Below are 26003 nucleotides of genomic sequence, written 5' to 3' on the forward strand. Positions count from 1 at the left end.
CCTTAACTACATTAAGATGCCGGGTGATTGAATGAATTATTCAAAGGGAACAAACTATGCTTTACATACGATGTTATATTTGGCTTCGCAGGACGAAAATCCAATCATTGGTGTTCAAGAATTAGCAGATCATCAAGGAGTATCTTCATCTTATCTCTCAAAGATTTTAACTAAGCTAACAAAGCAGGGGCTTATTGAATCTCATTCCGGTGCTCAAGGGGGATACCGTCTGAGTCGAGACAAATATTCGATCTCGTTTCTGGAGATTATCCAAGCAATCGAAGGGAATGCTCCCTTATTTAAAGGCTGTGAAAGTAATAAGCCTGGATGTTTAATCGAAGACGTGATGATGAATTCCGAGAAAAAGATGGATGAATACCTACAGTCCCAGATGATTGGGGATATTGCCGAGAAGGCCACAATGGCACAGAAGTAAACTTATTTTATTCTTTTTTGAAAAACCGTATCTTAATGAACGGTTTTTTCGTTTATATAAGTGAAGTCAAAGAAATGGAGGTAGACATGCGCTCAATGGTTCAAGGTACTTCAGTTAATGAAAACTTTGAAGAAGTGGTTTCTCCGCACCTAAAGTCATTAGAGAGATACTGTCACTACATTGCCTACACGAAATGGGACGCTGAGGATCTGATGCAAGAAACATTAGAAAAGTTGTATCGTTATTCACTCCATAAGCAAGTGCCCGTTTCCAAAGCTTACTTACACAAGATCGCTTCGAATACATGGACGGATCGCTTACGCAAAAAGAAGATTGAAGAAGTGCTGACGGAGCATAAGGACGAAATTTCAGGCGAAGCTAGTCCGACAATTGGCATTGCTGATGAAGCAATTGAACAATTGCTAAAATCCTGCACACCAAAGCAACGAACAGTATTTTTACTTGTTGAAGCGTTAGGCTTTTCGTTAAAAGAAACAGCTCGTGTTCTCGGAATGTCTGAAGGGTCCATTAAATCGAGCTTACACAGAGGGAGGAAGAGAGTTCATGCTGATTTTTTTAATGATGAGCGTGAGATAAAGGAAGATGTCGTGTCGCAGTATCGGACGATTTTAGCAAATGGAGATGTGAATACATTACTTCGACTTTATCTTGCAGAGAATGAACAAAGAAAAAAACCAACAATGGCACCTACATCATTTTCAAGTTGTCTTCAGATGGTTGCTTAGATGAAGGGGGAATTTACCATGACGAATGCGGTTCCGTATGTTGTTGAAAAAACAAACCAAGGGGAAAGAACGTATGATATCTATTCACGATTACTTAAAGACCGAGTTGTCTTTCTTGGTTCAGAGGTGAATGACCCGATTGCAAATAGTATCGTTGCACAGTTATTATTTCTTGCCGCAGAAGATCCCCAAAAAGATATTTCTCTCTATATTAATAGTCCTGGAGGTTCAACCTCAGCCGGAATGGCTATTCTTGATACAATGAATTTAATTAAACCCAACGTGCAAACCATTTGTATAGGTATGGCTGCCTCAATGGGTGCAATCCTCCTAACTGCTGGAGCGAAAGGAAAACGAATGGCGCTTCCGAATAGTGAAATTATGATTCATCAACCTTTAGGAGGTGCGCAGGGTCAAGCAGCTGATATTGAAATCAGTGCTCGGCGTATTATAAAGCTTCGAGAGCAGCTAGAAGAGTTTATAGCGCTACAGACGGGGCAAGCAAAAGAAAAGGTATCTAAAGACATGGATCGCGATTACTTTATGACTTCAGAAGAAGCACTTGAATATGGCGTCATTGATAAAATAATTACCTCGCAATAAGATGAAAACGCGCCATTTATAGGTGCGTTCTTTTTTGCGTTAAAAACTTAAAACCTATTTGACACATAGGAATTATAAAGTTAGGATAAAGTAGTAGATTAATATGGGAAAGTACATAGTAATTTCAACTAATAATAAGATGATTGTAGATTATCTTTTTTGTGAGGTGGAAATCGTTGCAACTTCATATTCAGAATAGTCCTTTTTCTCAAGAGCAAGTTGATTTATTGAATCAATTAGTACCTACATTAACAACAGAGCAAAAGATTTGGATTAGTGGTTTTTTAGCGGCTAGCCAAACAACGGCCAGTACGATTGAGCCTGTAACGCAACAACCCACACAACAAGCAGATGTGGCTCCTGTATCTAAGGAAATAACGATCCTATACGGGTCGCAAACAGGGAACGGCCAGAGCTTATCGGAAGAGTTCGGACTAAAGCTAGAAAGCAAAGGATTTAATGTTACTGTTTCTTCGATGAGTGAGTATAAGCCAAAAGAGTTGAAGAATCTATCAAACTTATTACTGGTTGCAAGCACTCATGGTGAGGGGGACCCACCGGATAATGCGTTATCTTTTATTGAGTTCCTTAATGGAAGAAAAGCTCCCAAGCTAGAAAATTTGCATTATTCTGTTCTTGCATTAGGGGATACCTCCTATGAATTCTTCTGCAAAACAGGAAAGGACATTGACCAACGGCTAGAAGAGCTCGGTGGAAAGAGGCTATATCCTCGAGTAGATTGTGATGTTGATTTCACAGATGATGCAGAGGAATGGTTTGAAGGTGTGTTAAGAGGAATTAGTGATCTTACAGAATCGAGCTCTGTGGGGAGTGCTGCTCTTAGTGATACTCAAACACAAAGCACCGAGCAAACATCGTATTCAAGAACTAATCCATTCCACGCAGAAGTATTAGAAAATCTTAACCTTAATGGTCGTGGATCAAATAAAGAAACAAGACATATCGAACTCTCACTAGAGGGATCAGGTTTAACTTATGAGCCGGGCGATAGCCTTGGCATTTTTCCTACAAATGACAAGTCTATTGTTGATGAGCTCTTACGGGTAACCGGTTATAATCCGGAATTATCCATTCAAATCAACAAACAAGGTGATCTTCTTTCATTAAAAGAAGCATTTAGCAGACATTATGAAATAACCGTTCTTTCAAAGCCTTTATTAGAGAAGTTCGTTCCGTTTGTAACGAATGAAGAATTTAAACGTTTACTAGACCCTGAAAATGCGGATGCATTAAGAACGTATTTATCTGGGCGAGATCTAATTGATTTGGTGAATGATTATGGTCCCATTCAAGCGGATGAGATCGAATTTACTTCTATATTACGAAAAATCCCGCCTCGTCTCTATTCGATTGCGAGTAGCTATGAAGCAAGTCCTGACGAAGTTCACCTTACAATTGGTGCCCTTCGATATGAATCACACGGCAGAGATCGAGCTGGCGTTTGTTCCGTGCAATGCGCTGAACGCTTAGAGCCTGGTGATACCGTTCCGGTTTTCATACAACGTAACCAGAACTTTAAACTACCTGCCGATGAGCAAACACCGGTTATTATGGTAGGCCCAGGTACTGGGGTTGCACCATTCCGTTCATTTATTCAAGAACGTGAAGAACGTGATGTGTCAGGGAAGTCATGGTTATTCTTTGGCGAACAGCACTTTATGACTGATTTTCTTTATCAAACAGAATGGCTGAAATGGATAGAAGATGGTGTATTAACAAAGCTAGATGTTGCTTTTTCAAGAGATCAGGAACAGAAGGTATACGTTCAACACAAAATGCTTGAACACAAGAAAGAGCTTTTTGAATGGCTAGAAGCAGGCGCTGTGGTTTATGTGTGTGGAGATGAAGCACATATGGCCCATGACGTACATGCAACGCTTTTGTCCATTTTACAGACTGAAGGTGGATTATCCTCTGACCAAGCAGAATCGTATCTTGGAGACATGCAACAACAGAAACGTTATCAGAGAGATGTCTATTAAGAGGGTGAAAGGAGAATATCATGGTTAAGGTAGATAAAATTCACGCACAAGCAGGCCCACCAAGTGATGTAGAGCAGATTAAGGATGAAAGCCAGTATTTACGTGGTTCCCTGGCTGAAACATTGGAGAGTCCTCTTTCAGCAGGAATTCCTGATTGGGATAACCGCTTAATGAAGTTTCACGGCAGTTACCTTCAAGATGATCGGGATTTGCGTAACGAGCGCCGTAAGCAAAAGTTAGAGCCGGCGTATCAATTCATGGTTCGAGTAAGAGCCCCAGGTGGAGTAGCAACTCCAGACCAGTGGCTAACAATGGATCGTTTAGCTAGAAAGTACGGGAACGGAACGTTAAAGTTAACGACTCGACAGGCGTTTCAAATGCACGGCATCCTTAAATGGAATATGAAAAAAAGCATTAAAGAGATTAATGATTCGCTTATGGATACACTAGCAGCATGTGGAGACGTGAACCGGAATGTCATGAGCAATCCAAACCCATATCAATCTGAAATCCATGGAGAAGTATATGATTGGGCACGTAAGTTAAGTGACTATCTTTCTCCTCGCACTAGAGCGTACCACGAAATCTGGTTAGATGAAGAGAAGGTAGTAGACAGCTCAGCTGATGAAGAACAAGAGCCTATGTATGGAAAGTACTACTTGCCAAGAAAATTTAAGATAGGTATTGCGATTCCACCTTCAAATGATGTGGATGTCTATTCTCAAGATCTTGGTTTTATTGCAATTGTAGAAGATGGACAACTAAAAGGATTCAACGTTGCAGTAGGTGGCGGAATGGGTATGACACACGGAGACACTAATACATATCCTCAACTTTCGCGTGTTATTGGCTTCTGTACACCAGACCAGCTACTTGATGTAGCAGAGAAAATTATTACGATTCAACGAGACTATGGAAACAGGTCTATTCGAAAATATGCAAGATTTAAGTATACAATTGATTCAAGAGGTCTAGATTGGGTAAAACAAGAGTTAACTGATCGTTTGGGCTGGGAGCTTGAGACAGAGCGTGAGTATCATTTTGAGCACAACGGTGACCGCTATGGCTGGGTAAAAGGTACAAACAATAAGTGGCATCTAACATTATTTATTCAGAATGGACGAATTGTAGATACGGAAGATTATCCACTTATGACAGGTTTACGAGAGATTGCAGCGATTCATACGGGAGATTTTCGGATAAGTCCTAACCAAAATCTAGTGATCAGCAATGTAACAATTCAGAAAAAGCGTAAAATAAATGAGCTGGTTGAAAAGTATGGCTTAACAGATGGCAAAGAGTATTCTGCTCTGCGTAGGAATTCTATGTCCTGTGTTGCACTACCAACCTGTGGAATGGCAATGGCTGAATCAGAGAGGTATTTGCCTGAATTAATTACTAAGATTGATGTCTTATTAGAAGAATCCGGTTTAAGAGATGAAGAAATCATTATAAGGATGGCGGGCTGTCCGAATGGATGCTCGCGGGCAGCACTCGGTGAAATTGGCTTTATCGGTAAAGCGCCAGGTAAATACAATGTTTATCTAGGGGCAGGATTTGCTGGAGACCGACTAAGCAAATTGTATCGTGAGAATATTGGAGAAGCCGAGATTCTGAATGAACTTAAGCCAATCCTTTCAGATTTTGCAAAACATCGCGAAGACGGGGAGCACTTTGGTGACTTTGTTATTCGTGCTGGATATGTCGCTCGTGTAAATTCAGGAACAGACTTTCATGAATGAAGTGTAGAAAGCCTTGTATATAGCGCCTTTTAAGGGAGGCGCTATATACTTAAGTTATTTGAATTCATAGACTTTTAAAAAGTTGAAAGTTTTTTTAAAAAAACTATTGCCGCTTTTAAATGAACATGATATATTATTACTTGTCGTTAAGAGCGACGCGATAACAACAGTTCTTAAACAGGTTGCACGATGATTACTTCATTGCATGCGCCCGTAGCTCAACTGGATAGAGTACTTGACTACGAATCAAGCGGTTAGAGGTTCGAATCCTCTCGGGCGCGCTTATCATTTTCTATTACATAGACTTCGGGAAGTAGCTCAGCTTGGTAGAGCACTTGGTTTGGGACCAAGGGGTCGCAGGTTCAAATCCTGTCTTCCCGATCATCATTTTTATAACATGCGGGTGTAGTTTAGTGGTAAAACCTCAGCCTTCCAAGCTGATGATGTGAGTTCGATTCTCATCACCCGCTCCAAATTATATATTTGGCAGAACGTGCTTTTTTTATGTCTTTTTTTGGGCCTGTAGCTCAGCTGGTTAGAGCGCACGCCTGATAAGCGTGAGGTCGGTGGTTCGAGTCCACTCAGGCCCACCAAAAAAAGTTGTTGACAAACAAAACATTGTTTGATAACATATAAAAGTCGCTAAGATAAACAAACGACAGACAAGTTCTTTGAAAACTGAACAAAAGCCAAGCGTACGAAGAGATACAAGATATCTCATAAGTATAAAAAAGTCGTAGTGTAAGCTACGCAATTGGAAAGTTGATGGTAACATCAACGCCAGCAGTTGAGCAATCAACTCACCACTTTTATGGAGAGTTTGATCCTGGCTCAGGACGAACGCTGGCGGCGTGCCTAATACATGCAAGTCGAGCGGACGTTTTTGAAGCTTGCTTCAAAAACGTTAGCGGCGGACGGGTGAGTAACACGTGGGCAACCTACCTTATCGACTGGGATAACTCCGGGAAACCGGGGCTAATACCGGATAACATCTAGCACCTCCTGGTGCCGGATTAAAAGAGGGCTTCTTGCTCTCACGATGAGATGGGCCCGCGGCGCATTAGCTAGTTGGAGAGGTAACGGCTCCCCAAGGCGACGATGCGTAGCCGACCTGAGAGGGTGATCGGCCACACTGGGACTGAGACACGGCCCAGACTCCTACGGGAGGCAGCAGTAGGGAATCTTCCGCAATGGACGAAAGTCTGACGGAGCAACGCCGCGTGAGTGATGAAGGGTTTCGGCTCGTAAAGCTCTGTTATGAGGGAAGAACACGTACCGTTCGAATAGGGCGGTACCTTGACGGTACCTCATCAGAAAGCCACGGCTAACTACGTGCCAGCAGCCGCGGTAATACGTAGGTGGCAAGCGTTGTCCGGAATTATTGGGCGTAAAGCGCGCGCAGGCGGCCTTTTAAGTCTGATGTGAAATCTTGCGGCTCAACCGCAAGCGGCCATTGGAAACTGGGAGGCTTGAGTACAGAAGAGGAGAGTGGAATTCCACGTGTAGCGGTGAAATGCGTAGATATGTGGAGGAACACCAGTGGCGAAGGCGACTCTCTGGTCTGTAACTGACGCTGAGGCGCGAAAGCGTGGGGAGCAAACAGGATTAGATACCCTGGTAGTCCACGCCGTAAACGATGAGTGCTAGGTGTTAGGGGTTTCGATGCCCGTAGTGCCGAAGTTAACACATTAAGCACTCCGCCTGGGGAGTACGGCCGCAAGGCTGAAACTCAAAGGAATTGACGGGGGCCCGCACAAGCAGTGGAGCATGTGGTTTAATTCGAAGCAACGCGAAGAACCTTACCAGGTCTTGACATCCTTTGACCACTCTGGAGACAGAGCTTCCCCTTCGGGGGCAAAGTGACAGGTGGTGCATGGTTGTCGTCAGCTCGTGTCGTGAGATGTTGGGTTAAGTCCCGCAACGAGCGCAACCCTTGACCTTAGTTGCCAGCATTCAGTTGGGCACTCTAAGGTGACTGCCGGTGACAAACCGGAGGAAGGTGGGGATGACGTCAAATCATCATGCCCCTTATGACCTGGGCTACACACGTGCTACAATGGATGGTACAAAGGGTTGCGAAGCCGCGAGGTGAAGCCAATCCCATAAAGCCATTCTCAGTTCGGATTGTAGGCTGCAACTCGCCTGCATGAAGCTGGAATTGCTAGTAATCGCGGATCAGCATGCCGCGGTGAATACGTTCCCGGGCCTTGTACACACCGCCCGTCACACCACGAGAGTTTGTAACACCCGAAGTCGGTGAGGTAACCTTTTGGAGCCAGCCGCCGAAGGTGGGACAGATGATTGGGGTGAAGTCGTAACAAGGTAGCCGTATCGGAAGGTGCGGCTGGATCACCTCCTTTCTAGGGAGTTTTACTTCTAGTCGATCACACAGTTTATCTGATGTGAATACGCTTTGGCTTTTGTTCGGTTTTGAATGAACTTATTCATTCAATGTATTACCCCAATTGGGGGCCTGTAGCTCAGCTGGTTAGAGCGCACGCCTGATAAGCGTGAGGTCGGTGGTTCGAGTCCACTCAGGCCCACCATTTTTAAAAAGTAATAAAGGGGCCTTAGCTCAGCTGGGAGAGCGCCTGCCTTGCACGCAGGAGGTCAGCGGTTCGATCCCGCTAGGCTCCACCATTATCTCTTTAGAACAAAATAAGAGTCATCGAACGTCTTTTTTTGTGTCTTGGAGCTGGTTCTTTGAAAACTAAATCGTGCAATGCAAAACACACACAACGCAATCATCGTTAGATGAAAGCGAGTCTATATACACCATACTTGATGAATGACATCTTGCGATGTTCTGAAGTCAACTTGGTTAAGTTATGAAGGGCGCACGGTGAATGCCTTGGCACTAGGAGCCGAAGAAGGACGCGACGAACGGCGAAACGCCTCGGGGAGCTGTAAGTGAGCTTTGATCCGAGGATATCCGAATGGGGGAACCCACCATTTTTAATCGAATGGTACCCGTATCTGAATACATAGGATACGAGGAGGCAGACCCGGGGAACTGAAACATCTAAGTACCCGGAGGAAGAGAAAGAAAAATCGATTTCCTGAGTAGCGGCGAGCGAAACGGAAACAGCCCAAACCTGAAGGCTTGCCTTCAGGGGTTGTAGGACATTCCATTGGAGTTACAAAGAAACGGAGTAGGTGAAGCATCTGGAAAGATGCGTCAAAGAGGGTAACAACCCCGTAGCCGAAACTTCGTTTCCTCCGGAGTGTATCCTGAGTACGGCGGGACACGTGAAACCCCGTCGGAATCCGGGAGGACCATCTCCCAAGGCTAAATACTCCCTAGTGACCGATAGTGAACCAGTACCGTGAGGGAAAGGTGAAAAGCACCCCGGAAGGGGAGTGAAAGAGATCCTGAAACCGTGTGCCTACAACTAGTCAGAGCCCATTAACGGGTGATGGCGTGCCTTTTGTAGAATGAACCGGCGAGTTACGATGTCGTGCAAGGTTAAGCTGATGAGGCGGAGCCGTAGCGAAAGCGAGTCTGAATAGGGCGAATTGAGTACGCCGTCGTAGACCCGAAACCGAGTGATCTACCCATGTCCAGGGTGAAGTTCAGGTAACACTGAATGGAGGCCCGAACCCACGCATGTTGAAAAATGCGGGGATGAGGTGTGGGTAGGGGTGAAATGCCAATCGAACTCGGAAATAGCTGGTTCTCCCCGAAATAGCTTTAGGGCTAGCCTCGAGGGAAGAGTCTTGGAGGTAGAGCACTGATTGGACGAGGGGTCCCCACAGGATTACCGAATTCAGTCAAACTCCGAATGCCAAGTACTTATCCTCGGGAGTCAGACTGCGAGTGCTAAGATCCGTAGTCAAGAGGGAAACAGCCCAGACCATCAGCTAAGGTCCCAAAGTATACGTTAAGTGGCAAAGGATGTGGAGTTGCCCAGACAACCAGGATGTTGGCTTAGAAGCAGCCACCATTTAAAGAGTGCGTAATAGCTCACTGGTCGAGTGACTCTGCGCCGAAAATGTAACGGGGCTAAACGTATCACCGAAGCTATGGATGAACACCTTAGGTGTTCGTGGTAGGGGAGCGTTCCAAGGACAGCGAAGCTAGATCGTGAGGACTAGTGGAGTGCTTGGAAGTGAGAATGCCGGTATGAGTAGCGAAAAGAGGGGTGAGAATCCCCTCCGTCGAAAGCCCAAGGTTTCCTGAGGAAGGCTCGTCCGCTCAGGGTCAGTCGGGACCTAAGCCGAGGCTGAAAAGCGTAGGCGATGGACAACAGGTTGATATTCCTGTACCACCTCTCCACCGTTTGAGTAATGGGGGGACGCAGAAAGGTAGGGTGAGCGCGCTGATGGATATGCGCGTCTAAGCTGTTAGGCTGGAAAGTAGGCAAATCCGCTTTCCGTTCGGCTGAGCAGTGATAGCGAGGGAAATTTAGTACCGAAGTCCCTGATCCTCCGCTGCCTAGAAAAGCCTCTAGCGAGGTGGAAGGTGCCCGTACCGCAAACCGACACAGGTAGGCGAGAAGAGAATTCTAAGACGCGCGGGAGAACTCTCGTTAAGGAACTCGGCAAAATGACCCCGTAACTTCGGGAGAAGGGGTGCTCTATTAGGGTGCAAGCCCGAGAGAGCCGCAGTGAAAAGATCCAAGCGACTGTTTAGCAAAAACACAGGTCTCTGCGAAGCCGCAAGGCGAAGTATAGGGGCTGACACCTGCCCGGTGCTGGAAGGTTAAGAGGAGGGGTTATCCTTCGGGAGAAGCTCTGAATTGAAGCCCCAGTAAACGGCGGCCGTAACTATAACGGTCCTAAGGTAGCGAAATTCCTTGTCGGGTAAGTTCCGACCCGCACGAATGGTGTAACGATTTGGATACTGTCTCAACGAGAGACCCGGTGAAATTATAGTACCTGTGAAGATGCAGGTTACCCGCGACAGGACGGAAAGACCCCATGGAGCTTTACTGTAGCCTGATAGTGGATGTTGGTATCGTTTGTACAGGATAGGTAGGAGCCTTTGAAACCGGAGCGCCAGCTTCGGTGGAGGCATTGGTGGGATACTACCCTGACGGTGCTGACATTCTAACCTCGACCCGTGATCCGGGTCAGGGACATTGTCAGGTGGGCAGTTTGACTGGGGCGGTCGCCTCCTAAACAGTAACGGAGGCGCCCAAAGGTTCCCTCAGAATGGTTGGAAATCATTCGAAGAGTGCAAAGGCATAAGGGAGCTTGACTGCGAGACCTACAAGTCGAGCAGGGACGAAAGTCGGGCTTAGTGATCCGGCGGTGCCGAATGGAAGGGCCGTCGCTCAACGGATAAAAGCTACCCTGGGGATAACAGGCTTATCTCCCCCAAGAGTCCATATCGACGGGGAGGTTTGGCACCTCGATGTCGGCTCGTCGCATCCTGGGGCTGAAGTAGGTCCCAAGGGTTGGGCTGTTCGCCCATTAAAGCGGCACGCGAGCTGGGTTCAGAACGTCGTGAGACAGTTCGGTCCCTATCCGTCGCGGGCGCAGGAAATTTGAGAGGAGCTGTCCTTAGTACGAGAGGACCGGGATGGACACACCGCTGGTGTACCAGTTGTTCCGCCAGGAGCATCGCTGGGTAGCTACGTGTGGACGGGATAAGTGCTGAAAGCATCTAAGCATGAAGCCCCCCTCAAGATGAGATTTCCCATAGCGTAAGCTAGTAAGACCCCTTAGAGATGATGAGGTTGATAGGTCTGGAGTGGAAGTGTGGCGACACATGGAGCGGACAGATACTAATCGGTCGAGGACTTATCCAATTTGGTGTATGACTGTGTGAGCACGATTTAGTTTTGAAGGAATCATTTTCTTTCAATGAGTCCGGTGGCAATAGCGAAGAGGTCACACCCGTTCCCATGCCGAACACGGCCGTTAAGCTCTTCTGCGTCAATGGTAGTTGGGGGCTTCCCCCTGCGAGAGTAGAACGTTGCCGGGCACTGATTAAAAACCTTTCATCTTATGATGAGAGGTTTTTTTGTGGTTTTCATTGAAGACAGAAGAGCAGAGAAATAGCCAAAGAACCAAGATGAGAAGAAGAAGCACTAAGAACTCTGGGCCGTTACAAAGGAAGATGCAGACAAAATCAAGCCCCCAGCACATTCAATCAAGAATGAGTCCACGATACCAAGGGGCAAGCCGAGATTAATAAGAAGGAAGCTTCTTGTACCAAGAAGCACCCCACTATAATAAGAAGATTACGAGCAAAACCATGAAGAAAGACCTTTTTATCAAGGAAAAGCACAATACCAAGAAGACTAATGAAAAGAGTAAGACCACACTCTCAATATCAAGAAAGAGAAAAGATTAACCAAGATTGCGCGTCTTTTACCAAGGAAAATGACAAATATACCAAGCCCACAGTACCTTTAATTAAGAAGCACCCCCTGATACCAAGAAGCAAATCAACTTTATTAAGAAGGAAGCTTCTTGTACTAAGAAGCACCCCGTCATAGTAAGAAGAGTAGGGGCAATACAAAGAAGAAAGAACAACTTACCAAGAAGCTTTGCTTTCCTCTATACAGAGCAACTCGCTAAGTACATAAATAGAATCTTAACACGAGATCAACGTTACAGAAATCTAGAAAATTAGCTCAACAAATCATACAACTGCGCATACCACCTCACTCAAAAATCAATTCTAAAAAATATACGACAAATTTCGCGAAATGTGTTGCATCGTGTCTTTAGACATGTTATTCTAATTCATGTGTTAGAGAAACTCACATACAGTCCGGTGGCAATAGCGAAGAGGTCACACCCGTTCCCATGCCGAACACGGCCGTTAAGCTCTTCTGCGTCAATGGTAGTTGGGGGCTTCCCCCTGCGAGAGTAGAACGTTGCCGGGCATTAAGATCGCGCATTTCAATAGGAAATGCGCGATCTTTTTGTATGTTATTGTCTAAATTTTTTGTGAAATGATCATTCATTGCTTTTAACTATGCTAGAATAGGAAGAAGGGAAAGACTTCCAATCTTACATACACTAAGGAGAATGCTATGATTACGTTTGATCATCCAGAAGCGAGACAGTTCTATGAATTAATTGAGATCGGAGTATTTGCAGTCAGTCCGGAGGAGGATCAGGTTATCTTTTCGGCAAATTTGAGTGGAGTATTCGAACTATGGGGGATGAACACAGATTCTCGTTTTCCTTATAAACTGACTTCCATCGGTCAGAGTTGTTATGATTTAACGTATAGCAAGGATGGTTCATTTATCATTGCATCGTTTGATCATGATGGAGATGAGAACACTCAAATTTATGTATTACCTCGTAATGGTGGGGTGTTAAAGCCACTTGTGACAAAAGAAGGTCAACGTCATATGCTGAGTGGGCTTTCTGAGGATGGTACAACGCTCTTCTATAATACAACTGATGAAAATGAGACGTATTTAAATACGAATGCTTATCACCTTGAAACTGGAGAGGTGAAGGTCCTTCATGAGGGTGAAGTTGCGCCAACTTTTTTAGCAGCAAAAAATGCGGACGGGTCTAAGCTTGTTGTAGGACGTATGTTTGCAAACTCACATTCGGTTCCTTACTTATTAGATGGAAATGAATTAATCCCACTTGTAGATCAACCTGAGCTATCTTACACTTTTGGTAAGGTTGCCTTTCTGAACGATACGTTTATTTATTTTACAACTAATTATCAAGCTGATTTTTATTATTTAGCTTCTTATAATATAGAAACAAAGGAAATGAAAAAAGTAGCAGAGGTAGAACGAACGGAGCTGCGATCCATTAAACTTGATCGTGATCAGGGAATCCTCTATGTACCTGCGACGATTGGTGTGATGGACAAGCTTTATCAATACGTAATAGAAAAGCAGGAGCTCACAGAATTAACGATTCCAGTGACGAGTATTTCAAAGGTCGTTATAAGTGAAAAAGGAACAGTGTATCTCTCGGGAGGAACGGCAACTTCACCAGTTAATTTGTATGTCTATAAGAAAGGTCAGGAATGGGACGCTCTGACACAGATTCAGGTTCCAGGGATTGCCCATGATCAATTGTCTGAGCCTGAAGTCCTTACATACAAGTCCTTTGATGGCCTTGAAATTGAGACGTTGTATTTTAAAGCAAGACCTGAAGTAGATAATAAACATTTGATTCTTTGGCCACATGGTGGACCCCAGGCATCTGAAGGGAAATTCTTTAGAGCGATGTTTCAGCATTTAGTATACTCAGGCTATAATATCGTTGCACCGAACTTCAGGGGATCTAGTGACTACGGTGCTGCGTTCCTGAAAATGGTTGAAGGTGACTGGGGCTACGGACCGCGACTTGATAACATTGCGTGTGTAGATTATATGATTGAACAAGGATACGTAGACAAGGATAAGGTATTACTTATGGGCGGAAGCTACGGCGGATACATGGCCTTATTGCTTCATGGACGCCACCCAGACTACTTTAAGGCAGTTGTTGATATCTTTGGTGTGTCTAATTTATTTAGTTTCTACGAGAGTGTACCGGAGTTCTGGAAGCCAATTATGAAGATATGGATAGGGGATCCGGTTGAGGACAAGGAGCGCTTTACAAGGGACTCTCCGATTACGTATTTGTCTACAATGACAAAACCGATGCTGGTTATCCAAGGAGCAAATGATCCACGTGTTGTAAAAGCAGAGTCTGATCAAATTGTAGAATCTTTGAGGGCGCAAGGGACCGAAGTGGAATATCTGGTGTTTGAGGATGAAGGTCATGGCTTCTCCAAGAAGGCAAATCAGATCACAGTCAGTGAACGAGTATTGGCATTTTTTGATCAATACATTTAATAGAAAAAGAACAGGACATCACTTGTCCTGTTCTTTTTCTTAATGCTCTTCTTCTGGATCAAATGATCGTTTGCCGAGTTCTGCATCCATCATTACGAAGGCACTGCTGTCGACATCAATTCGACTCACCTTGGCAATCATGTCACGAAACATACTTTCTTCTTCAACTTGTTCTTCTACAAACCAATTCATCAAAGCGATTGTTGCGTGTTCTTTATGGTCTGTTGCTAGGTCAGCGATTTTATAAATGGCTTTTGTTACATCTTTTTCTTGAGCTAAGGAGTGTTCGATTGCCTCTAAAGGGGATTGGAACAGATTCTTTGGTTGTTCCAGTGTTTCGATGGTGACTCGTTCACCCACATCCACTAAGAAGTTATAAATTTTCATTGCATGAAATCGTTCCTCATCCGCTTGTACAAGGAAAAAATTCTTAAATCCTTTAAAACCTAGGTTTGCAAAATAGGCAGCAATTGCAGTATAGGAATGAGCTGCGTACAATTCAAAATTTACTTGTTTATTTAAAGCTCTTGTTAAATCATCTGGTAGCATGGGTAAGCTCCTCTCGAGTTAAAACAACGTCATAGCTTAAGTGTATCGTAGCACAAAGAACAGGTCAATAAGGATTGACCTGTTTAATAAGAATGAGTCTAATTTAATATGCACTCATGTATTTAATTGGTTTGTATATTCTCAATCAGTGAGTTCTGTTATCAATTATGCTGATATTTTCTACGGAGTTTTCGGCGCCGTTTTACAGTGTGAAACAGTATATAGCAAGCGACTACAAATAAAATAATAAAAGCAATCATACTGCCTACTAAAAACTTGTGAGCAATGATGGAATCACTTAATTTCTGCCAATCCCACCTCATATGATTTCCCGCGAATATAAACGTATGAACCCAAATAAAAGCGCCACTATACGCATACAATGAAAACCTTTTATAAGGCAGATTTGATATTCCTGCAATGTAACCTGTTAGGTGTCTTACGCCTGGAATAAAATATCCAATTACGAGAATAAAGGTACCATACTTTTGAAACAAGACTTGAGCTCGGTCTATTTTCCTGTGAGACAGAAAGAATTTTGAACCATGTGTCATCAAAAAAGGCAGGCCGAGTTTCTTTCCTAAGAAATAGCTAATTGAGATTCCGATGATTGAGCCTAGTAAAGAAATAAGCAATGCAAGGTATAGGTTCAACTCACCTGAGTGAGTAAAATATCCAACAGTTATAAGCAGCAATTCGTCGGGGATGGGTAGACCCACAATGCCTCCAACTAATGCAACGAAAATGCCAAAGTATCCATACTGGGCAATTAACTCTTTTACAAATTCCATTTTGCTATCCGTCCTATCGCTAGATGTCTACTTACAGTATATCTAGTTTTTGGGTACGGGGCACTATCTTTTTTCAACATCTACTGTTTGAACATGATCAATATCTTTAATGAGATAATAGATATCAGTGATATACATTGACTTTGGAATGGAGAGTGTGATATCCATTTGTTGATTCCCACTTGTTAGGTCTTTAATTTGGACATCTCGCACGGTAAGTTGTTTCATACGTCTCTCCTTTATCGTTGTTCCTCGTACCTGTAATGCGTCAATGATACTGCTCATTTGCCCTTCTGGCGTGATCACAATCCGAGTGTGGACATCCTTTGAACTTAAGGAAGTAGGTCCTACTGCAGTAAGGATAGCGGGTATAACATTAATAGCAATAAGGATAAGAATTACGGCAAAGGTTGCCTCGATATAAAAGCCAGCGCCGATCGCAATACCAAGTCCAGATGCTGCCCAGATCATGGCGGCTGTAGTTAGACCGGAGATCACATCATTGCTTCTTCGTAATATGACACCAGCGCCAAGGAAGCCGACACCACTTACCACTTGAGCAGCAAGTCGCATTGGATCCATATTTGGTGTATGATCAGATGCGTACTTAGCCACTGCTTCAATGGAAACAATGGTCATTAAGCAGCTGGCTATGCAGATAACCATGCTCGTCTTAAGTCCAAGTGGTTTATGTTTAATTTGTCGGTCGACCCCAATAAGAAACCCTGATAATAGGGAAGCAACAAGTTTAATTAATAATATATCCATTTTAATCACCCCAGAAAAAGTTTGTACATATATAGGGTATGCTTCTTGCGTATGCATTCATACCTCAATAAATGAACCGTTTAGTCAATGTGTTTAGTATACAGAAAAGAAGAGTGGTGAGGAATGGTGCACTGGAGAATAATGATGGCTGTTTTTGTTGGTGGTGCCATAGGAACGTATTTTAGGTATCTCACTTCTTTGTTAATTACAGGTCAAAACGTTTTTAATGCTACTTTATTTGTGAATGGTACAGGTAGTTTGTTGCTAGGCTTCATCACAGGCTGGTATTTTATAAGATCTAGTCGTCAATGGCTAAAGTTTGGACTTGGGACAGGCTTATGTGGAGGGTATACAACCATGTCAACGTTTGCTGCTGAAAGTGTACATTTAGCGGAAACTTCTCAAAGTACAGCCATTCTGTACGTTTTAATTAGTGTAGTAGGTGGGATTTTTGCGGCATGTCTTGGCGTCGTGTTAGGAAAAAGGTTGGCGGAAATGAGGATGAGGACATGATTTCAGCTTATATTGCATGTGCTGGCGGGATGGGAGCACTAAGTCGGTATCTGCTAAGTATTTGGATAGGCCGCTTAGCTTGGCGGACAACGGTGCCTCTTCCGATTATGATCATTAATCTACTCGGTGCTTTTTTACTGGGGTATGTTCAGGCTCATCTTCGAATGGATCTGGAAAACATCAGATTGATCTTAACAACTGGTTTTCTAGGTGCCTTTACAACCTTTTCGACCTTCAGCGTGGAGGCGATGGAGCTTTTTATGCAAAAAAGATGGAAATCACTTTTGATTTACATGAGCGGGAGCATACTTGGTTGTATTCTTTTTTATCTTATTGGTTTCTATTTAAATTGAAAAAGCCTCCAGGGAGTTTCCCAGGAGGCTTAAAAGAAATCGCACTTAGCGATCGTTATGATTAATAAACTCAATAAAGTGAGTCAGGATCGGTACATCGGTCAGAAGTAACACAGGCAATAGTAATAGTGTTAGACCTAGAGCAACAGGAGTAAGAAGCATTGTACGACATGCACTTTTAAATTCAGACATTATTATTCTCTCCTTTTTTAAGACGAAATTGTCACAAAAAATTCATATCTTTCAATCTATGAAATGAATCATACTCCTATTAAATAAAAAAAGCAATCATTTTGTTTGAAATTTGTTCAAAATTTATAGTTGCACTATATTGAATACCATGTTAAGATATATCTTGTGTCACAGAAACGGTATGAACATAACGATTTTGGTCATACTGATGATATACACATTTATATAGCGACGCGGGGTGGAGCAGTCTGGTAGCTCGTCGGGCTCATAACCCGAAGGTCGAAGGTTCAAATCCTTCCCCCGCAATACTGAAATAAGAAAAACCGAGGCGAAAGCTTCGGTTTTTTTGCATGGAGTAGCCATTCGCATCTTTTATGAAAATCAGCTAAACTGGATAGGTGAATGAGTGATAAGGGGAGGCCCTTTACGTGAAGGACGAATTTGAATTTATTGATCAGATTAAACCGGCATCACATCATCAACCTTCATTAGTAATGGGGATTGGTGATGACGCTGCAGTTTATGCATCAACTGAAGGCATGCGTGAGGTTGTTTGTGTGGATACGATGATTGAAGGCGTGCATTTTACAAAAGATACATTATCTCCATTTCAAATTGGCAGGAAGGCTCTCGCGATTAACGTCAGTGATTTGGCCGCAATGGGAGCTGTGCCTCGCTTTTACTTAGTATCGATTGCCATTCCTTCTGTTTGGGAAGATGAAGAAGTAAGCGACTTATACAAAGGAATGCAGGAACTCGCGAACCAGTTTAAGATGGATTTAATTGGTGGAGATACGGTGTCTGCTAAGGAAGCACTCGTCATTACGGTTACGGCCATCGGTCAGGTGGAAGAAACGGTTTCTTTGTATCGAAGTAAAGCTGCTCCTGGAGATGTCGTATTTGTTACGGGAACGGTCGGGAGCTCTGCTGCAGGACTTGAGCTGCTCTTAGAAAAGGGGCGGCATGCTTCGTTTAATAAGTCAGAGGCTGAGCTTGTTCTCATGCACCAACAACCAGAGCCGCAAGTTGGAGCAGGCCGGTTATGTGCGGAAACCAAAGCGAGGATATCTTTAAATGATATTAGTGATGGTGTAGCGAGCGAAGCGAGTGAGCTTGCTGAGGCAAGTAAGGTATCCATATATCTTCAAGCTGACCAAATTCCTTTTCATCCAGCGCTTAATAAGTTCAATGAAGAGCAGAAGCTTGCGTTTGCGTTTAATGGTGGAGAGGACTTTCAATTGATTGGTACAATAGAAGAAACAGCATTTTCATCGTTCGCAGGGAATGCTCTAAAATCAGGTATTCACATTCATCAGATTGGCGAAGTGAAAGAAAAAGCCGAGCATTTGGTTTATATTATGGATAAGGATCAAAGTAAACCTTTACAGAAGGGAGGGTTCAACCATTTTAAAAAATGATGAAGCAATGGGCAGGTACAAAAAGCAGGTTCATTCTCCACTTGAGACGATGGTGCTTGCGGAGAAATTAGCCATGCTTGTTGGGCCAGGTGATGTCATTACGCTTGAAGGTGACCTTGGAGCCGGTAAAACTCACTTTTCGAAGGGGCTAGCAAAAGGACTTGGTGTAAAGAAGGTTGTAAACAGCCCGACTTTTACCATTATAAAAGAATACGAAGGCCGTCTTGCTTTTTATCATATGGATGTGTACCGTTTAGATGAAGAGAGTGAAGAGGATATTGGCTTAGACGAATACTTTTATGGAGAAGGCATCACGGTTGTGGAATGGGCTTCAAAGATTGCAGATCAACTGCCTGACAAGCGATTAGATATTACCATTCGTCACGTGGGAGAAGAAAAAAGATATTTGCTGTTTGAACCGCACGGTGAACACTTTGAACAGCTTTGTAAGGAGTTAGCAGAATGGGAATAACGTTAGCATTAGATACATCTTCATATGTGCTCGGAGTGGCTGTATTAAAGGATGGACAGGTTGCAGCAGAACTCACGACTCATATGAAAAAGAACCACTCGCTTAGATTAATGCCTGCTGTGAATAATGTACTAGCTGAGCTTGATCTAACCCCAAAAGACATCTCAAGAATTGTGGTTGCTGTTGGACCGGGTTCTTATACAGGTGTTCGAATTGGTGTAACTACAGCCAAGACGTTAGCTTGGACTCTAGATATTCCGTTAGTTGGAGTGTCGAGTCTTGAGGCTATGGCACAGCAGGGGCGCTATTTTCAAGGAACGGTTTGTCCAATTATTGATGCCAGACGTAATCGAGTGTACACCGCTTGTTACTCAAGTCTTGAAAATGGAGACCTATCTCTACAAGGGGACGAGCAATTAATTGAACGTGATCAACTGCTTGAGGACTTAGTAGAACAAGGAAAACCGGTTTTATTTACGGGTTCAGACATTTCTATACATAAGGATGTCATTCAAGAGAAGCTTGGAGCCCTCGCTCACTTTGCTCCACCCTCCAAGCAACTGCCAAGACCAAGTGAGCTTGCCGCTTTAGGTGAGGCGAAACAACCGGTTCAAGATGTTCATACTCTTGTTCCAAATTATCTTCAGCTGTCAGAGGCTGAAGCAAAGTGGGAAGAAGCACAAAGAGGGAAAGTCAATGAGTGAGGGTCCCATCCGGTTCATGACTCATGATGATATTGACCAGGTGCTGGAAGTGGAGTTAGATGCATTTACGTCACCGTGGACAAAAGAGATCTTCGAGAATGAATTAACGCTTAATCATTATGCGCATTATATTGTGTATGAGTTAGAGGGACATATTGTTGGTTATTGTGGATTTTGGTTAATAGCTGGAGAAGCACAAATTACCAACATCGCCATTCATTCTTCCGCACGCGGAAAGAAAAGAGGCGAAGAGCTCCTAGGTGCAGCCATTACCTTAATAAAAGGAATGGGCGGGACGAAGGTTTCGTTAGAAGTAAGAGAATCAAATGTCGTCGCCCAGAGCTTATATCAAAAGTTTGGGATGAAAAAAGGCGGCATACGAAAAAACTACTATCAAGACAATGCGGAGGACGCATGGGTTATGTGGGTGGATTTCTAATATGACAAAGATTAAACGAATTTTAGCAATTGAAACAAGCTGTGATGAAACAGCGGCATCTGTTATTGAAAATGGCACAGTGATTCGAAGTAATGTCGTGGCCTCCCAAATTGAGAGTCATAAGCGTTTTGGTGGCGTTGTGCCAGAAGTAGCATCGCGTCATCATGTGGAGCAGGTAACACGGATTATTGAGCAAGCGTTAGCTGAAGCAGAGGTTCGTCCTGATGAGTTAGATGCAGTGGCGGTTACAGAAGGTCCGGGACTTGTAGGGGCGTTATTAATTGGTGTACATGCGGCAAAGGCTATGGCATTTGCGCATGGTTTACCGCTAATCGGCGTCCATCACATCGCGGGGCATATTTATGCCAATCAGCTTGTTCAGCCAATGCAATTTCCCTTAATGGCGCTTGTGGTGTCAGGTGGGCATACAGAATTAATTTATATGGAACAAGATGGGCAATTTGAAACGATTGGGATGACGCGAGATGATGCTGTTGGTGAAGCATACGATAAAGTAGCGAGAACGCTCGGCCTACCTTATCCAGGAGGTCCTCATATTGATCGTCTAGCTCATACCGGATCTGCAGAAATGGATTTCCCACGCTCTTGGTTAGAGCCTGATTCATTAGACTTTAGCTTCAGTGGTCTGAAATCACATGTGTTAAATGTGGTTCACAACCAGAAGCAACGTGGTGATGAGCCGAACATACCGAATTTAGCAGCTAGTTTTCAAGAAAGTGTCATTGATGTGTTAGTAACGAAAACAAGAAAAGCTGTAGATCGGTATGAGGTGAAGCAATTAGTTGTTGCAGGTGGAGTTGCTGCGAATAAAGGGCTACGTGCAGCACTTGAAAAAGAGTTTAGTGAATCGATCAAGCTGTCTATTCCTCCTCTTTCATTATGTACAGACAATGCTGCCATGATTGGTGCAGCAGCTTTTTATCAATTAGAGAAGCAATCATTTGCTGGATGGGATCTCAATGGTCGCCCAGGAATGGACCTATAATCGTTGGAACCAAAGAGATTACATTCTTTTTGGTTCTTTTTTTATGAAAACATCTGTTACGTGGCACACTATATAAAAAGAAAGTAAGTTGTGCATAACATTATCCACAACATGTGAGTAATGTGGATAATGTTGTGCGTAAGGATTGTAAAGGAAATAATAAGAACGTTATGATCATGTAAAAAGAGAGTAATGAATGCTCGATGAACGCTATCTCCTGTGGAAATGTGTGTGGATAATGTGGATATGTCAGAAAATAGTGCAAAATACATCAGGTGGTCTTTATTCGTTTTCTTCATCATGTTGGTAGTGAGTGCCTGCCCTAATTGGACAGAGGCCAAAGCGGATGATGTGCGTCTTGCACATAAGGATCAAGTCATCATTATCGTGCCGGGTATGAGCTTTGAAGAAGCGGAGTGGTTTCTAGATCATGGGGATGAGGCTTTATGGTCTGGTGCCTATTCAGGGGCAATGAATACAAAATCAGCTGGACTACACTCTGAACTGGGTAGTATGCTTACGCTCTCAGCCGGGAGAAGGTCAGCAGCCATTCCGCATACGACGCCTTACGAATTTGAAGAAGAAATGGAAGGGCAACTTGCTGGAGATCGGTACACACAGCTTACTGGTAACCTTGTAGTTGACGGGATCGTTTATCCACAGATTCAAGAACTACATAAAAAAAATCAAGACACTCATCATAAAGCACGTTTTGGAATGGTTGGAGACAGGCTTTTAGATGCAGGAAACCGTACATTTGTTATGGGAACAAGTGATACAGATCAATTCCATCGCTTTGCGCCGTTTCTTACGATGACTAGCAAAGGGATGACAGAGGGATCCTTGAAAGAAAGTGTGATGAAGGATACCACAAGAGCGTATGGTGTGAAAATGAATGCCGAGTGGATGCTTGATGAAATAGCGAAGAGATCTGAAGTAAACTCACTTATCGTGGTTGAGTGGGGAGACCTGTACCGGTTGTTCACGTTGAAAAATCAAATGACCGATGTCGTATATGAAAAGCAACGAGAACAGGCACTGCGAGAGCTGGAAGCATTTATAGTAAACGTCCGAAAGGTACATCCTGATATGTGGTTAATCTCTCCTTTTGTTCATAAAGAAGCGTATTCGGACAAGAAGCAGCTTGCCCCCATTTATGAATGGACTAGTAATGGAGAGGGAGGCGCACTATTCTCTGATACAACAAGAAGAACGGATGTGCTAAGTAATGTGGATGTAGCGCCAAGCTTGATCGAGCGTATGGGGCTTTTGTCCACAGATTATGATCAAGGGTTTCCTTTAAAAAGAATCACGAATGAAATCAATGATCCCAACCAATTAATTGAGCGAGTGGAAGAGTCATTCCATGTGTTTAAAACGAGAGCTTGGGTTTTATCCGTTTATGTAACAAGCTTAGCCATTTTGCTGCTTGGAGTAAGTGGATGGACGTGGTTCGGTAGGGAAAAGCAAACACAAAAAACGTTTTTAGAAATCCTTCTTTTATCTGCCTTAAGCTCTCCTCTATGGTTTTTATTATTAGCTAAGCTTGAATCAACCTCGTCTGCTGCGGGATTTTTTGTGCTACTCTTTTGTTGTTCTTTGTTGTGGGGAGGGAGTGTTAGGCTGCTACGAAGCTGGGGAATTCTGTTCACGGCACTAGTTACGGTTATAGCACTCAGCGTCGATCTTGTGACAGGCTCAACACTTTTATCCCATTCTTACTTAGGGTATGATCCGTTAATCGGTGCACGGTTTTACGGGATAGGAAATGAATATGTGGGAATTTATATCATCTTTGTGTTTGTGATTACCGTCTATCTAGTAAATATCCGAATAACCTGGCTAAGATGGGCGACATCGATTGTATTGATTTCAGGCCATCTCCTTTTCTTAGGGCACTCACAGCTTGGTGCAAATGCAGGTGGCTTTCTTTCTGCTTGCTTGGCTAGCTTCTTCTGGCTTATGTGGGCAATTCCGATCAAAGTGAGTAAGAAGAAGGTCATTTTTATTCTTATCGGAAGTGGTGTAGGTGCCTTATTCCTTCTATATGCTCTGCAGGCTGCTAGTCATTCGTCTCATATTGGAGTAGCCTATGAACGATTACTTGCAGGAGACGCTTCATATATTATAGATACCATTGCCAGAAAAGTAGAAATGAATGTTAAGCTCTTTAAGCATTCAAACTGGACGCAACTACTCGTCATTAGTTATCTTTTAGCCGGGCTCATTCTCTGGAGAAGACTTGATCGATGGGCAGACGAAGGGAAGCAGGTGTTTATTAAAACAGGAGTGATAGGGTCCGTTATTCTACTTTTAATAAATGATTCAGGTGTTGTTGCAGCGGCAACCTCTATGTTTTGTGTTGTGTCGATTTATTTTTATTGGAGACAAATAGAGCAAACAGACTACTGATCATCTGGAATCAGTAGTCTGTTTTGTTTAGATCGTACCTATTCTTCTACTTGAAGGGTTTCCCATTCTTCCATGAGTGCCTCAAGTGTCTCGTTGGCACTGTTGATAGAGCCTTGGAGCTCTGTAGCACGGACGTGATCCGCGAAAACGTCTGGATCGCATAGATCTGTTTCATATTGCTGAATCTTCTCTTCAAGTTCAGCCATTTCCGCTTCAATGGCCTCAATTCGGCGAACACGTTGACGTTCCTGTTTTTTCGCTTCTTTATCCTGTGAGTAGTTTTGTTTTGTTGTATGAACATCGTTTGATGATTGTATACTATTAGTTTGTTCTCTCAGTTGCTCGAATTGTCGTTGTTCTTCTTTTTTTTCTAGGTAATAATCGTAGTCACCTAAAAATGAAGTCGTTTTCCCATCAGCTAACTCAACGGTTCGAGTGGTTAAACGATTTAAAAAGTAGCGGTCATGTGAAACGAATAATAATGTGCCTGGATAGTCGATGAGTGCCGCCTCAAGAATTTCCTTTGAATCAAGATCAAGGTGGTTGGTAGGCTCATCTAGCAGAAGTACATTCGCCTTTTGCATCATTAGCTTTGCAAGCGCAAGGCGTGCTTTTTCCCCACCACTTAAAGCTGTGACAGGCTTTAACACATCATCCCCGCTAAATAGAAAATTCCCCAAAACAGTACGGATTTCCTTTTCAGGAGTCAGTCTATGCTCATCCCATAGTTCATGTAAAACCGTCTTATTTGAATGAAGCTCGGCTTGAACCTGATCGTAGTAACCAATCGTCACGTGAGAGCCAAAGCGAACCGTACCAGAGTCTGGCACAAGCTTGTTCATAATCGCTTTTAATAGTGTGGACTTCCCGGCACCGTTTGGACCGATTAAGGCAACATTTTCTCCGCGGTTTAACTCAAGCTGCAGGTGATCTAGAATGGTTTGTCCAGAAAAGGATAAGCTTAAATCGTTCACACGAAGAACTTCGTTTCCGCTTTGGCGCTCAATGTCAAAAGAGAATGAGGCAGATTTCTCAGAACCAGCTGGACGATCAAGTCTATCCATCTTCTCTAGCTGCTTTCGCCGACTTTGGGCTCGCTTGGTAGTTGAAGCTCGAACAAGGTTACGAGCAATAAAGTCCTCAAGCTTAGCTACTTCTGATTGCTGTTTCTCAAATTGCTTTAATTCTTGCTCATAACGCGCCGCTTTCTCATCTAAATAGAAGCTGTAGTTTCCAGGATAGCGGATCGACTTTTGTCTGGAAAGCTCCACAACACCTGTAACAATTTGATCAAGAAAGTATCGGTCATGGGAAACAAGTAGAATGGCACCTTTGTATCCTGTTAAAAATTGCTCAAGCCAGGATAAAGTGTCGATATCTAAGTGGTTGGTAGGTTCATCTAGAATTAACAAATCTGGTTTTTGTAAAAGGAGCTTGGCCAGTGCTAGTCTTGTACGTTGTCCACCACTCAGTGTTGCGATACTTGTTGTGTAATCAAAGCTAGAAAAATGAAGTCCTGACAAGATACTGCGAATGTCTGCTTCATATTGATATCCGCCTTGATCCTTAAACGTTAATTGTAGTTCATCGTATTCCTTAATTAATTTGTTATAGCTTGTCTCATCTGATAGGACTGATGGATCCGACATAAGCGACTCTAGTTCTCTTAATCGCTTCTCCATTTGCCGAAGGGGTTCAAAAACGGTAAGCATCTCATCCCAAATGGAACGTTCAGATGCAAGGCCACTATGCTGTTCAAGGTAACCAACACGTATGCCTTTTGGAATCATAATTTGTCCTGAGTCGGGCTGATATTCCCCTGCAATGATTTTAAGAAGCGTAGATTTACCTGCGCCATTTCGCCCAACGAGAGCCAATCTATCACCTGTTTGAACCTCAAGCTTTACATTCTCTAAAACAGGGTCAGCCACAAAGGCTTTCGATACATTTATACATTGTAAAACAATCATAATAAGTCCTTCCCGTGTACAGTTCTTTTTCTCTAGTGTAACGTATAATCAAACATCGTAACAACTTATGAATACTTCTCATGCGAACCCTTACATTCGCAGAAAAATAGTG

Annotated in this window: 19 protein-coding genes, 7 tRNA genes and 4 rRNA genes; 25 read left to right on the forward strand and 5 right to left on the reverse strand. The window is 43.4% G+C overall.

Features of this window, described 5'->3' with window-relative positions; all coding sequences use genetic code 11:
- Window positions 1–31 precede the first annotated feature (31 nt).
- From NSQ54_04355 to NSQ54_04430, 16 genes are all read left to right on the forward strand, one after another.
- The gene (locus NSQ54_04355; GenBank protein WYP27352.1) at window positions 32–436 is read left to right on the forward strand and encodes an Rrf2 family transcriptional regulator; all 405 of its coding nucleotides are present in this window, start codon (window positions 32–34) and stop codon (window positions 434–436) included.
- An 86-nt stretch (window positions 437–522) separates the two neighbouring features.
- Window positions 523–1182, forward strand: a complete 660-nt coding sequence (locus tag NSQ54_04360; GenBank protein WYP27353.1) for an RNA polymerase sigma factor — start codon at window positions 523–525, stop codon at window positions 1180–1182.
- Window positions 1183–1200: 18 nt separating this feature from the next.
- On the forward strand, window positions 1201–1785 hold the full coding sequence (clpP, locus tag NSQ54_04365) for an ATP-dependent Clp endopeptidase proteolytic subunit ClpP (GenBank protein ID WYP27354.1): 585 nt from the start codon (window positions 1201–1203) through the stop codon (window positions 1783–1785).
- A gap of 176 nt (window positions 1786–1961) precedes the next feature.
- On the forward strand, window positions 1962–3788 hold the full coding sequence (locus NSQ54_04370; protein ID WYP27355.1) for an assimilatory sulfite reductase (NADPH) flavoprotein subunit: 1827 nt from the start codon (window positions 1962–1964) through the stop codon (window positions 3786–3788).
- A gap of 20 nt (window positions 3789–3808) precedes the next feature.
- Window positions 3809–5530, forward strand: a complete 1722-nt coding sequence (cysI, locus tag NSQ54_04375) for an assimilatory sulfite reductase (NADPH) hemoprotein subunit (protein WYP27356.1) — start codon at window positions 3809–3811, stop codon at window positions 5528–5530.
- Between the two features lie 207 nt (window positions 5531–5737).
- Window positions 5738–5811, forward strand: a tRNA-Arg gene (locus tag NSQ54_04380).
- 26 nt (window positions 5812–5837) lie between these two features.
- Window positions 5838–5911: transfer RNA gene (locus NSQ54_04385), tRNA-Pro, on the forward strand.
- Window positions 5912–5929: 18 nt separating this feature from the next.
- Window positions 5930–6003: transfer RNA gene (locus tag NSQ54_04390), tRNA-Gly, on the forward strand.
- A gap of 43 nt (window positions 6004–6046) precedes the next feature.
- Window positions 6047–6123 (forward strand) — tRNA-Ile (locus NSQ54_04395).
- A 215-nt stretch (window positions 6124–6338) separates the two neighbouring features.
- Window positions 6339–7890: ribosomal RNA gene (locus NSQ54_04400) — 16S ribosomal RNA — on the forward strand.
- 109 nt (window positions 7891–7999) lie between these two features.
- Window positions 8000–8076, forward strand: a tRNA-Ile gene (locus NSQ54_04405).
- Window positions 8077–8094: 18 nt separating this feature from the next.
- Window positions 8095–8170 (forward strand) — tRNA-Ala (locus tag NSQ54_04410).
- A 179-nt stretch (window positions 8171–8349) separates the two neighbouring features.
- Window positions 8350–11283, forward strand: a 23S ribosomal RNA gene (locus NSQ54_04415).
- 60 nt (window positions 11284–11343) lie between these two features.
- A 5S ribosomal RNA gene (gene rrf / locus NSQ54_04420) occupies window positions 11344–11459 on the forward strand.
- A gap of 794 nt (window positions 11460–12253) precedes the next feature.
- Window positions 12254–12369: ribosomal RNA gene (gene rrf, locus NSQ54_04425) — 5S ribosomal RNA — on the forward strand.
- The 16S, 23S and 5S rRNA genes sit together here with 6 tRNA genes alongside, the layout of an rRNA operon.
- 150 nt (window positions 12370–12519) lie before the next feature.
- Window positions 12520–14304 carry a S9 family peptidase gene (locus NSQ54_04430; protein ID WYP27357.1) on the forward strand — a complete coding sequence of 595 codons (1785 nt, stop codon included), beginning with the start codon at window positions 12520–12522 and terminating at the stop codon, window positions 14302–14304.
- Window positions 14305–14343: 39 nt separating this feature from the next.
- Here NSQ54_04430 and NSQ54_04435 read toward each other — a convergent pair whose 3' ends face one another.
- The 3 genes from NSQ54_04435 to NSQ54_04445 form a co-directional block, all read right to left on the reverse strand.
- The gene (locus tag NSQ54_04435) at window positions 14344–14853 is read right to left on the reverse strand and encodes a ferritin (protein ID WYP27358.1); all 510 of its coding nucleotides are present in this window, start codon (window positions 14851–14853) and stop codon (window positions 14344–14346) included.
- Between the two features lie 161 nt (window positions 14854–15014).
- Window positions 15015–15644: a DedA family protein gene (locus tag NSQ54_04440; protein WYP27359.1), complete on the reverse strand. Its 630-nt coding sequence runs from the start codon at window positions 15642–15644 to the stop codon at window positions 15015–15017.
- 63 nt (window positions 15645–15707) lie between these two features.
- Window positions 15708–16412, reverse strand: a complete 705-nt coding sequence (locus tag NSQ54_04445) for an MgtC/SapB family protein (protein ID WYP27360.1) — start codon at window positions 16410–16412, stop codon at window positions 15708–15710.
- Window positions 16413–16535: 123 nt separating this feature from the next.
- On the opposite strand from NSQ54_04445, the gene NSQ54_04450 reads away from it, so the two are divergent.
- Both NSQ54_04450 and crcB read left to right on the forward strand, forming a co-directional pair.
- Window positions 16536–16925, forward strand: coding sequence for a CrcB family protein (locus NSQ54_04450; protein ID WYP27361.1), 390 nt, complete (start codon window positions 16536–16538; stop codon window positions 16923–16925).
- The gene (gene crcB / locus NSQ54_04455) at window positions 16922–17278 is read left to right on the forward strand and encodes a fluoride efflux transporter CrcB (protein WYP27362.1); all 357 of its coding nucleotides are present in this window, start codon (window positions 16922–16924) and stop codon (window positions 17276–17278) included. The genes NSQ54_04450 and crcB overlap by 4 nt, the downstream gene beginning before the upstream one ends.
- Before the next feature lie 45 nt (window positions 17279–17323).
- On the opposite strand, the gene NSQ54_04460 is transcribed toward crcB, so the two are convergent.
- A complete protein-coding gene (locus NSQ54_04460) occupies window positions 17324–17470 on the reverse strand; it encodes a hypothetical protein (protein WYP27363.1) in 147 nt (48 codons plus the stop codon).
- Window positions 17471–17702: 232 nt separating this feature from the next.
- Here NSQ54_04460 and NSQ54_04465 point away from each other — a divergent pair.
- The 7 genes from NSQ54_04465 (at window position 17703) to NSQ54_04495 (ending at window position 23921) form a co-directional block, all read left to right on the forward strand.
- A tRNA-Met gene (locus NSQ54_04465) sits at window positions 17703–17776 on the forward strand.
- A 122-nt stretch (window positions 17777–17898) separates the two neighbouring features.
- Window positions 17899–18888, forward strand: coding sequence for a thiamine-phosphate kinase (gene thiL / locus NSQ54_04470; protein ID WYP27364.1), 990 nt, complete (start codon window positions 17899–17901; stop codon window positions 18886–18888).
- Window positions 18889–18895: 7 nt separating this feature from the next.
- Entirely contained in the window at window positions 18896–19360 is a 465-nt protein-coding gene (tsaE, locus tag NSQ54_04475; protein ID WYP27365.1) for a tRNA (adenosine(37)-N6)-threonylcarbamoyltransferase complex ATPase subunit type 1 TsaE, read from the forward strand.
- Complete coding sequence (gene tsaB, locus NSQ54_04480; GenBank protein ID WYP27366.1) at window positions 19351–20064, forward strand: tRNA (adenosine(37)-N6)-threonylcarbamoyltransferase complex dimerization subunit type 1 TsaB; 714 nt, start codon at window positions 19351–19353, stop codon at window positions 20062–20064. Before tsaE ends, tsaB begins: the two co-directional genes overlap by 10 nt.
- Window positions 20057–20503, forward strand: coding sequence for a ribosomal protein S18-alanine N-acetyltransferase (rimI, locus tag NSQ54_04485; protein ID WYP27367.1), 447 nt, complete (start codon window positions 20057–20059; stop codon window positions 20501–20503). Before tsaB ends, rimI begins: the two co-directional genes overlap by 8 nt.
- A 1-nt stretch (window position 20504) precedes the next feature.
- Window positions 20505–21509 (forward strand): tRNA (adenosine(37)-N6)-threonylcarbamoyltransferase complex transferase subunit TsaD, encoded by a 1005-nt coding sequence (gene tsaD / locus NSQ54_04490; GenBank protein WYP27368.1) that lies wholly within the window; start codon window positions 20505–20507, stop codon window positions 21507–21509.
- Between the two features lie 246 nt (window positions 21510–21755).
- On the forward strand, window positions 21756–23921 hold the full coding sequence (locus NSQ54_04495) for a hypothetical protein (GenBank protein ID WYP27369.1): 2166 nt from the start codon (window positions 21756–21758) through the stop codon (window positions 23919–23921).
- A gap of 38 nt (window positions 23922–23959) precedes the next feature.
- Here NSQ54_04495 and NSQ54_04500 read toward each other — a convergent pair whose 3' ends face one another.
- Entirely contained in the window at window positions 23960–25891 is a 1932-nt protein-coding gene (locus NSQ54_04500) for an ABC-F family ATP-binding cassette domain-containing protein (GenBank protein ID WYP27370.1), read from the reverse strand.
- Between the last annotated feature and the right edge of the window lie 112 nt (window positions 25892–26003).

This window comes from Alkalihalobacillus sp. FSL W8-0930 (genome assembly GCA_037965595.1).
Classification (GTDB): domain Bacteria; phylum Bacillota; class Bacilli; order Bacillales; family Bacillaceae_D; genus Alkalicoccobacillus.

Bases quoted from the DNA above. Each gene is read 5' to 3' on its own strand.
- NSQ54_04450 (WYP27361.1), top strand. From the start codon at position 16,536: ATGGTGCACTGGAGAATAATGATGGCTGTTTTTGTTGGTGGTGCCATA.
- tsaE (WYP27365.1), top strand. From the start codon at position 18,896: ATGGGCAGGTACAAAAAGCAGGTTCATTCTCCACTTGAGACGATGGTG.
- crcB (WYP27362.1), top strand. From the start codon at position 16,922: ATGATTTCAGCTTATATTGCATGTGCTGGCGGGATGGGAGCACTAAGT.
- NSQ54_04355 (WYP27352.1), top strand. From the start codon at position 32: ATGAATTATTCAAAGGGAACAAACTATGCTTTACATACGATGTTATAT.
- NSQ54_04495 (WYP27369.1), top strand. From the start codon at position 21,756: ATGTCAGAAAATAGTGCAAAATACATCAGGTGGTCTTTATTCGTTTTC.
- tsaD (WYP27368.1), top strand. From the start codon at position 20,505: ATGACAAAGATTAAACGAATTTTAGCAATTGAAACAAGCTGTGATGAA.
- NSQ54_04435 (WYP27358.1), bottom strand. From the start codon at position 14,853: ATGCTACCAGATGATTTAACAAGAGCTTTAAATAAACAAGTAAATTTT.
- NSQ54_04440 (WYP27359.1), bottom strand. From the start codon at position 15,644: ATGGAATTTGTAAAAGAGTTAATTGCCCAGTATGGATACTTTGGCATT.
- clpP (WYP27354.1), top strand. From the start codon at position 1,201: ATGACGAATGCGGTTCCGTATGTTGTTGAAAAAACAAACCAAGGGGAA.
- NSQ54_04500 (WYP27370.1), bottom strand. From the start codon at position 25,891: ATGATTGTTTTACAATGTATAAATGTATCGAAAGCCTTTGTGGCTGAC.
- tsaB (WYP27366.1), top strand. From the start codon at position 19,351: ATGGGAATAACGTTAGCATTAGATACATCTTCATATGTGCTCGGAGTG.
- NSQ54_04430 (WYP27357.1), top strand. From the start codon at position 12,520: ATGATTACGTTTGATCATCCAGAAGCGAGACAGTTCTATGAATTAATT.
- NSQ54_04360 (WYP27353.1), top strand. From the start codon at position 523: ATGCGCTCAATGGTTCAAGGTACTTCAGTTAATGAAAACTTTGAAGAA.
- cysI (WYP27356.1), top strand. From the start codon at position 3,809: ATGGTTAAGGTAGATAAAATTCACGCACAAGCAGGCCCACCAAGTGAT.
- NSQ54_04445 (WYP27360.1), bottom strand. From the start codon at position 16,412: ATGGATATATTATTAATTAAACTTGTTGCTTCCCTATTATCAGGGTTT.
- rimI (WYP27367.1), top strand. From the start codon at position 20,057: ATGAGTGAGGGTCCCATCCGGTTCATGACTCATGATGATATTGACCAG.
- NSQ54_04460 (WYP27363.1), bottom strand. From the start codon at position 17,470: ATGTCTGAATTTAAAAGTGCATGTCGTACAATGCTTCTTACTCCTGTT.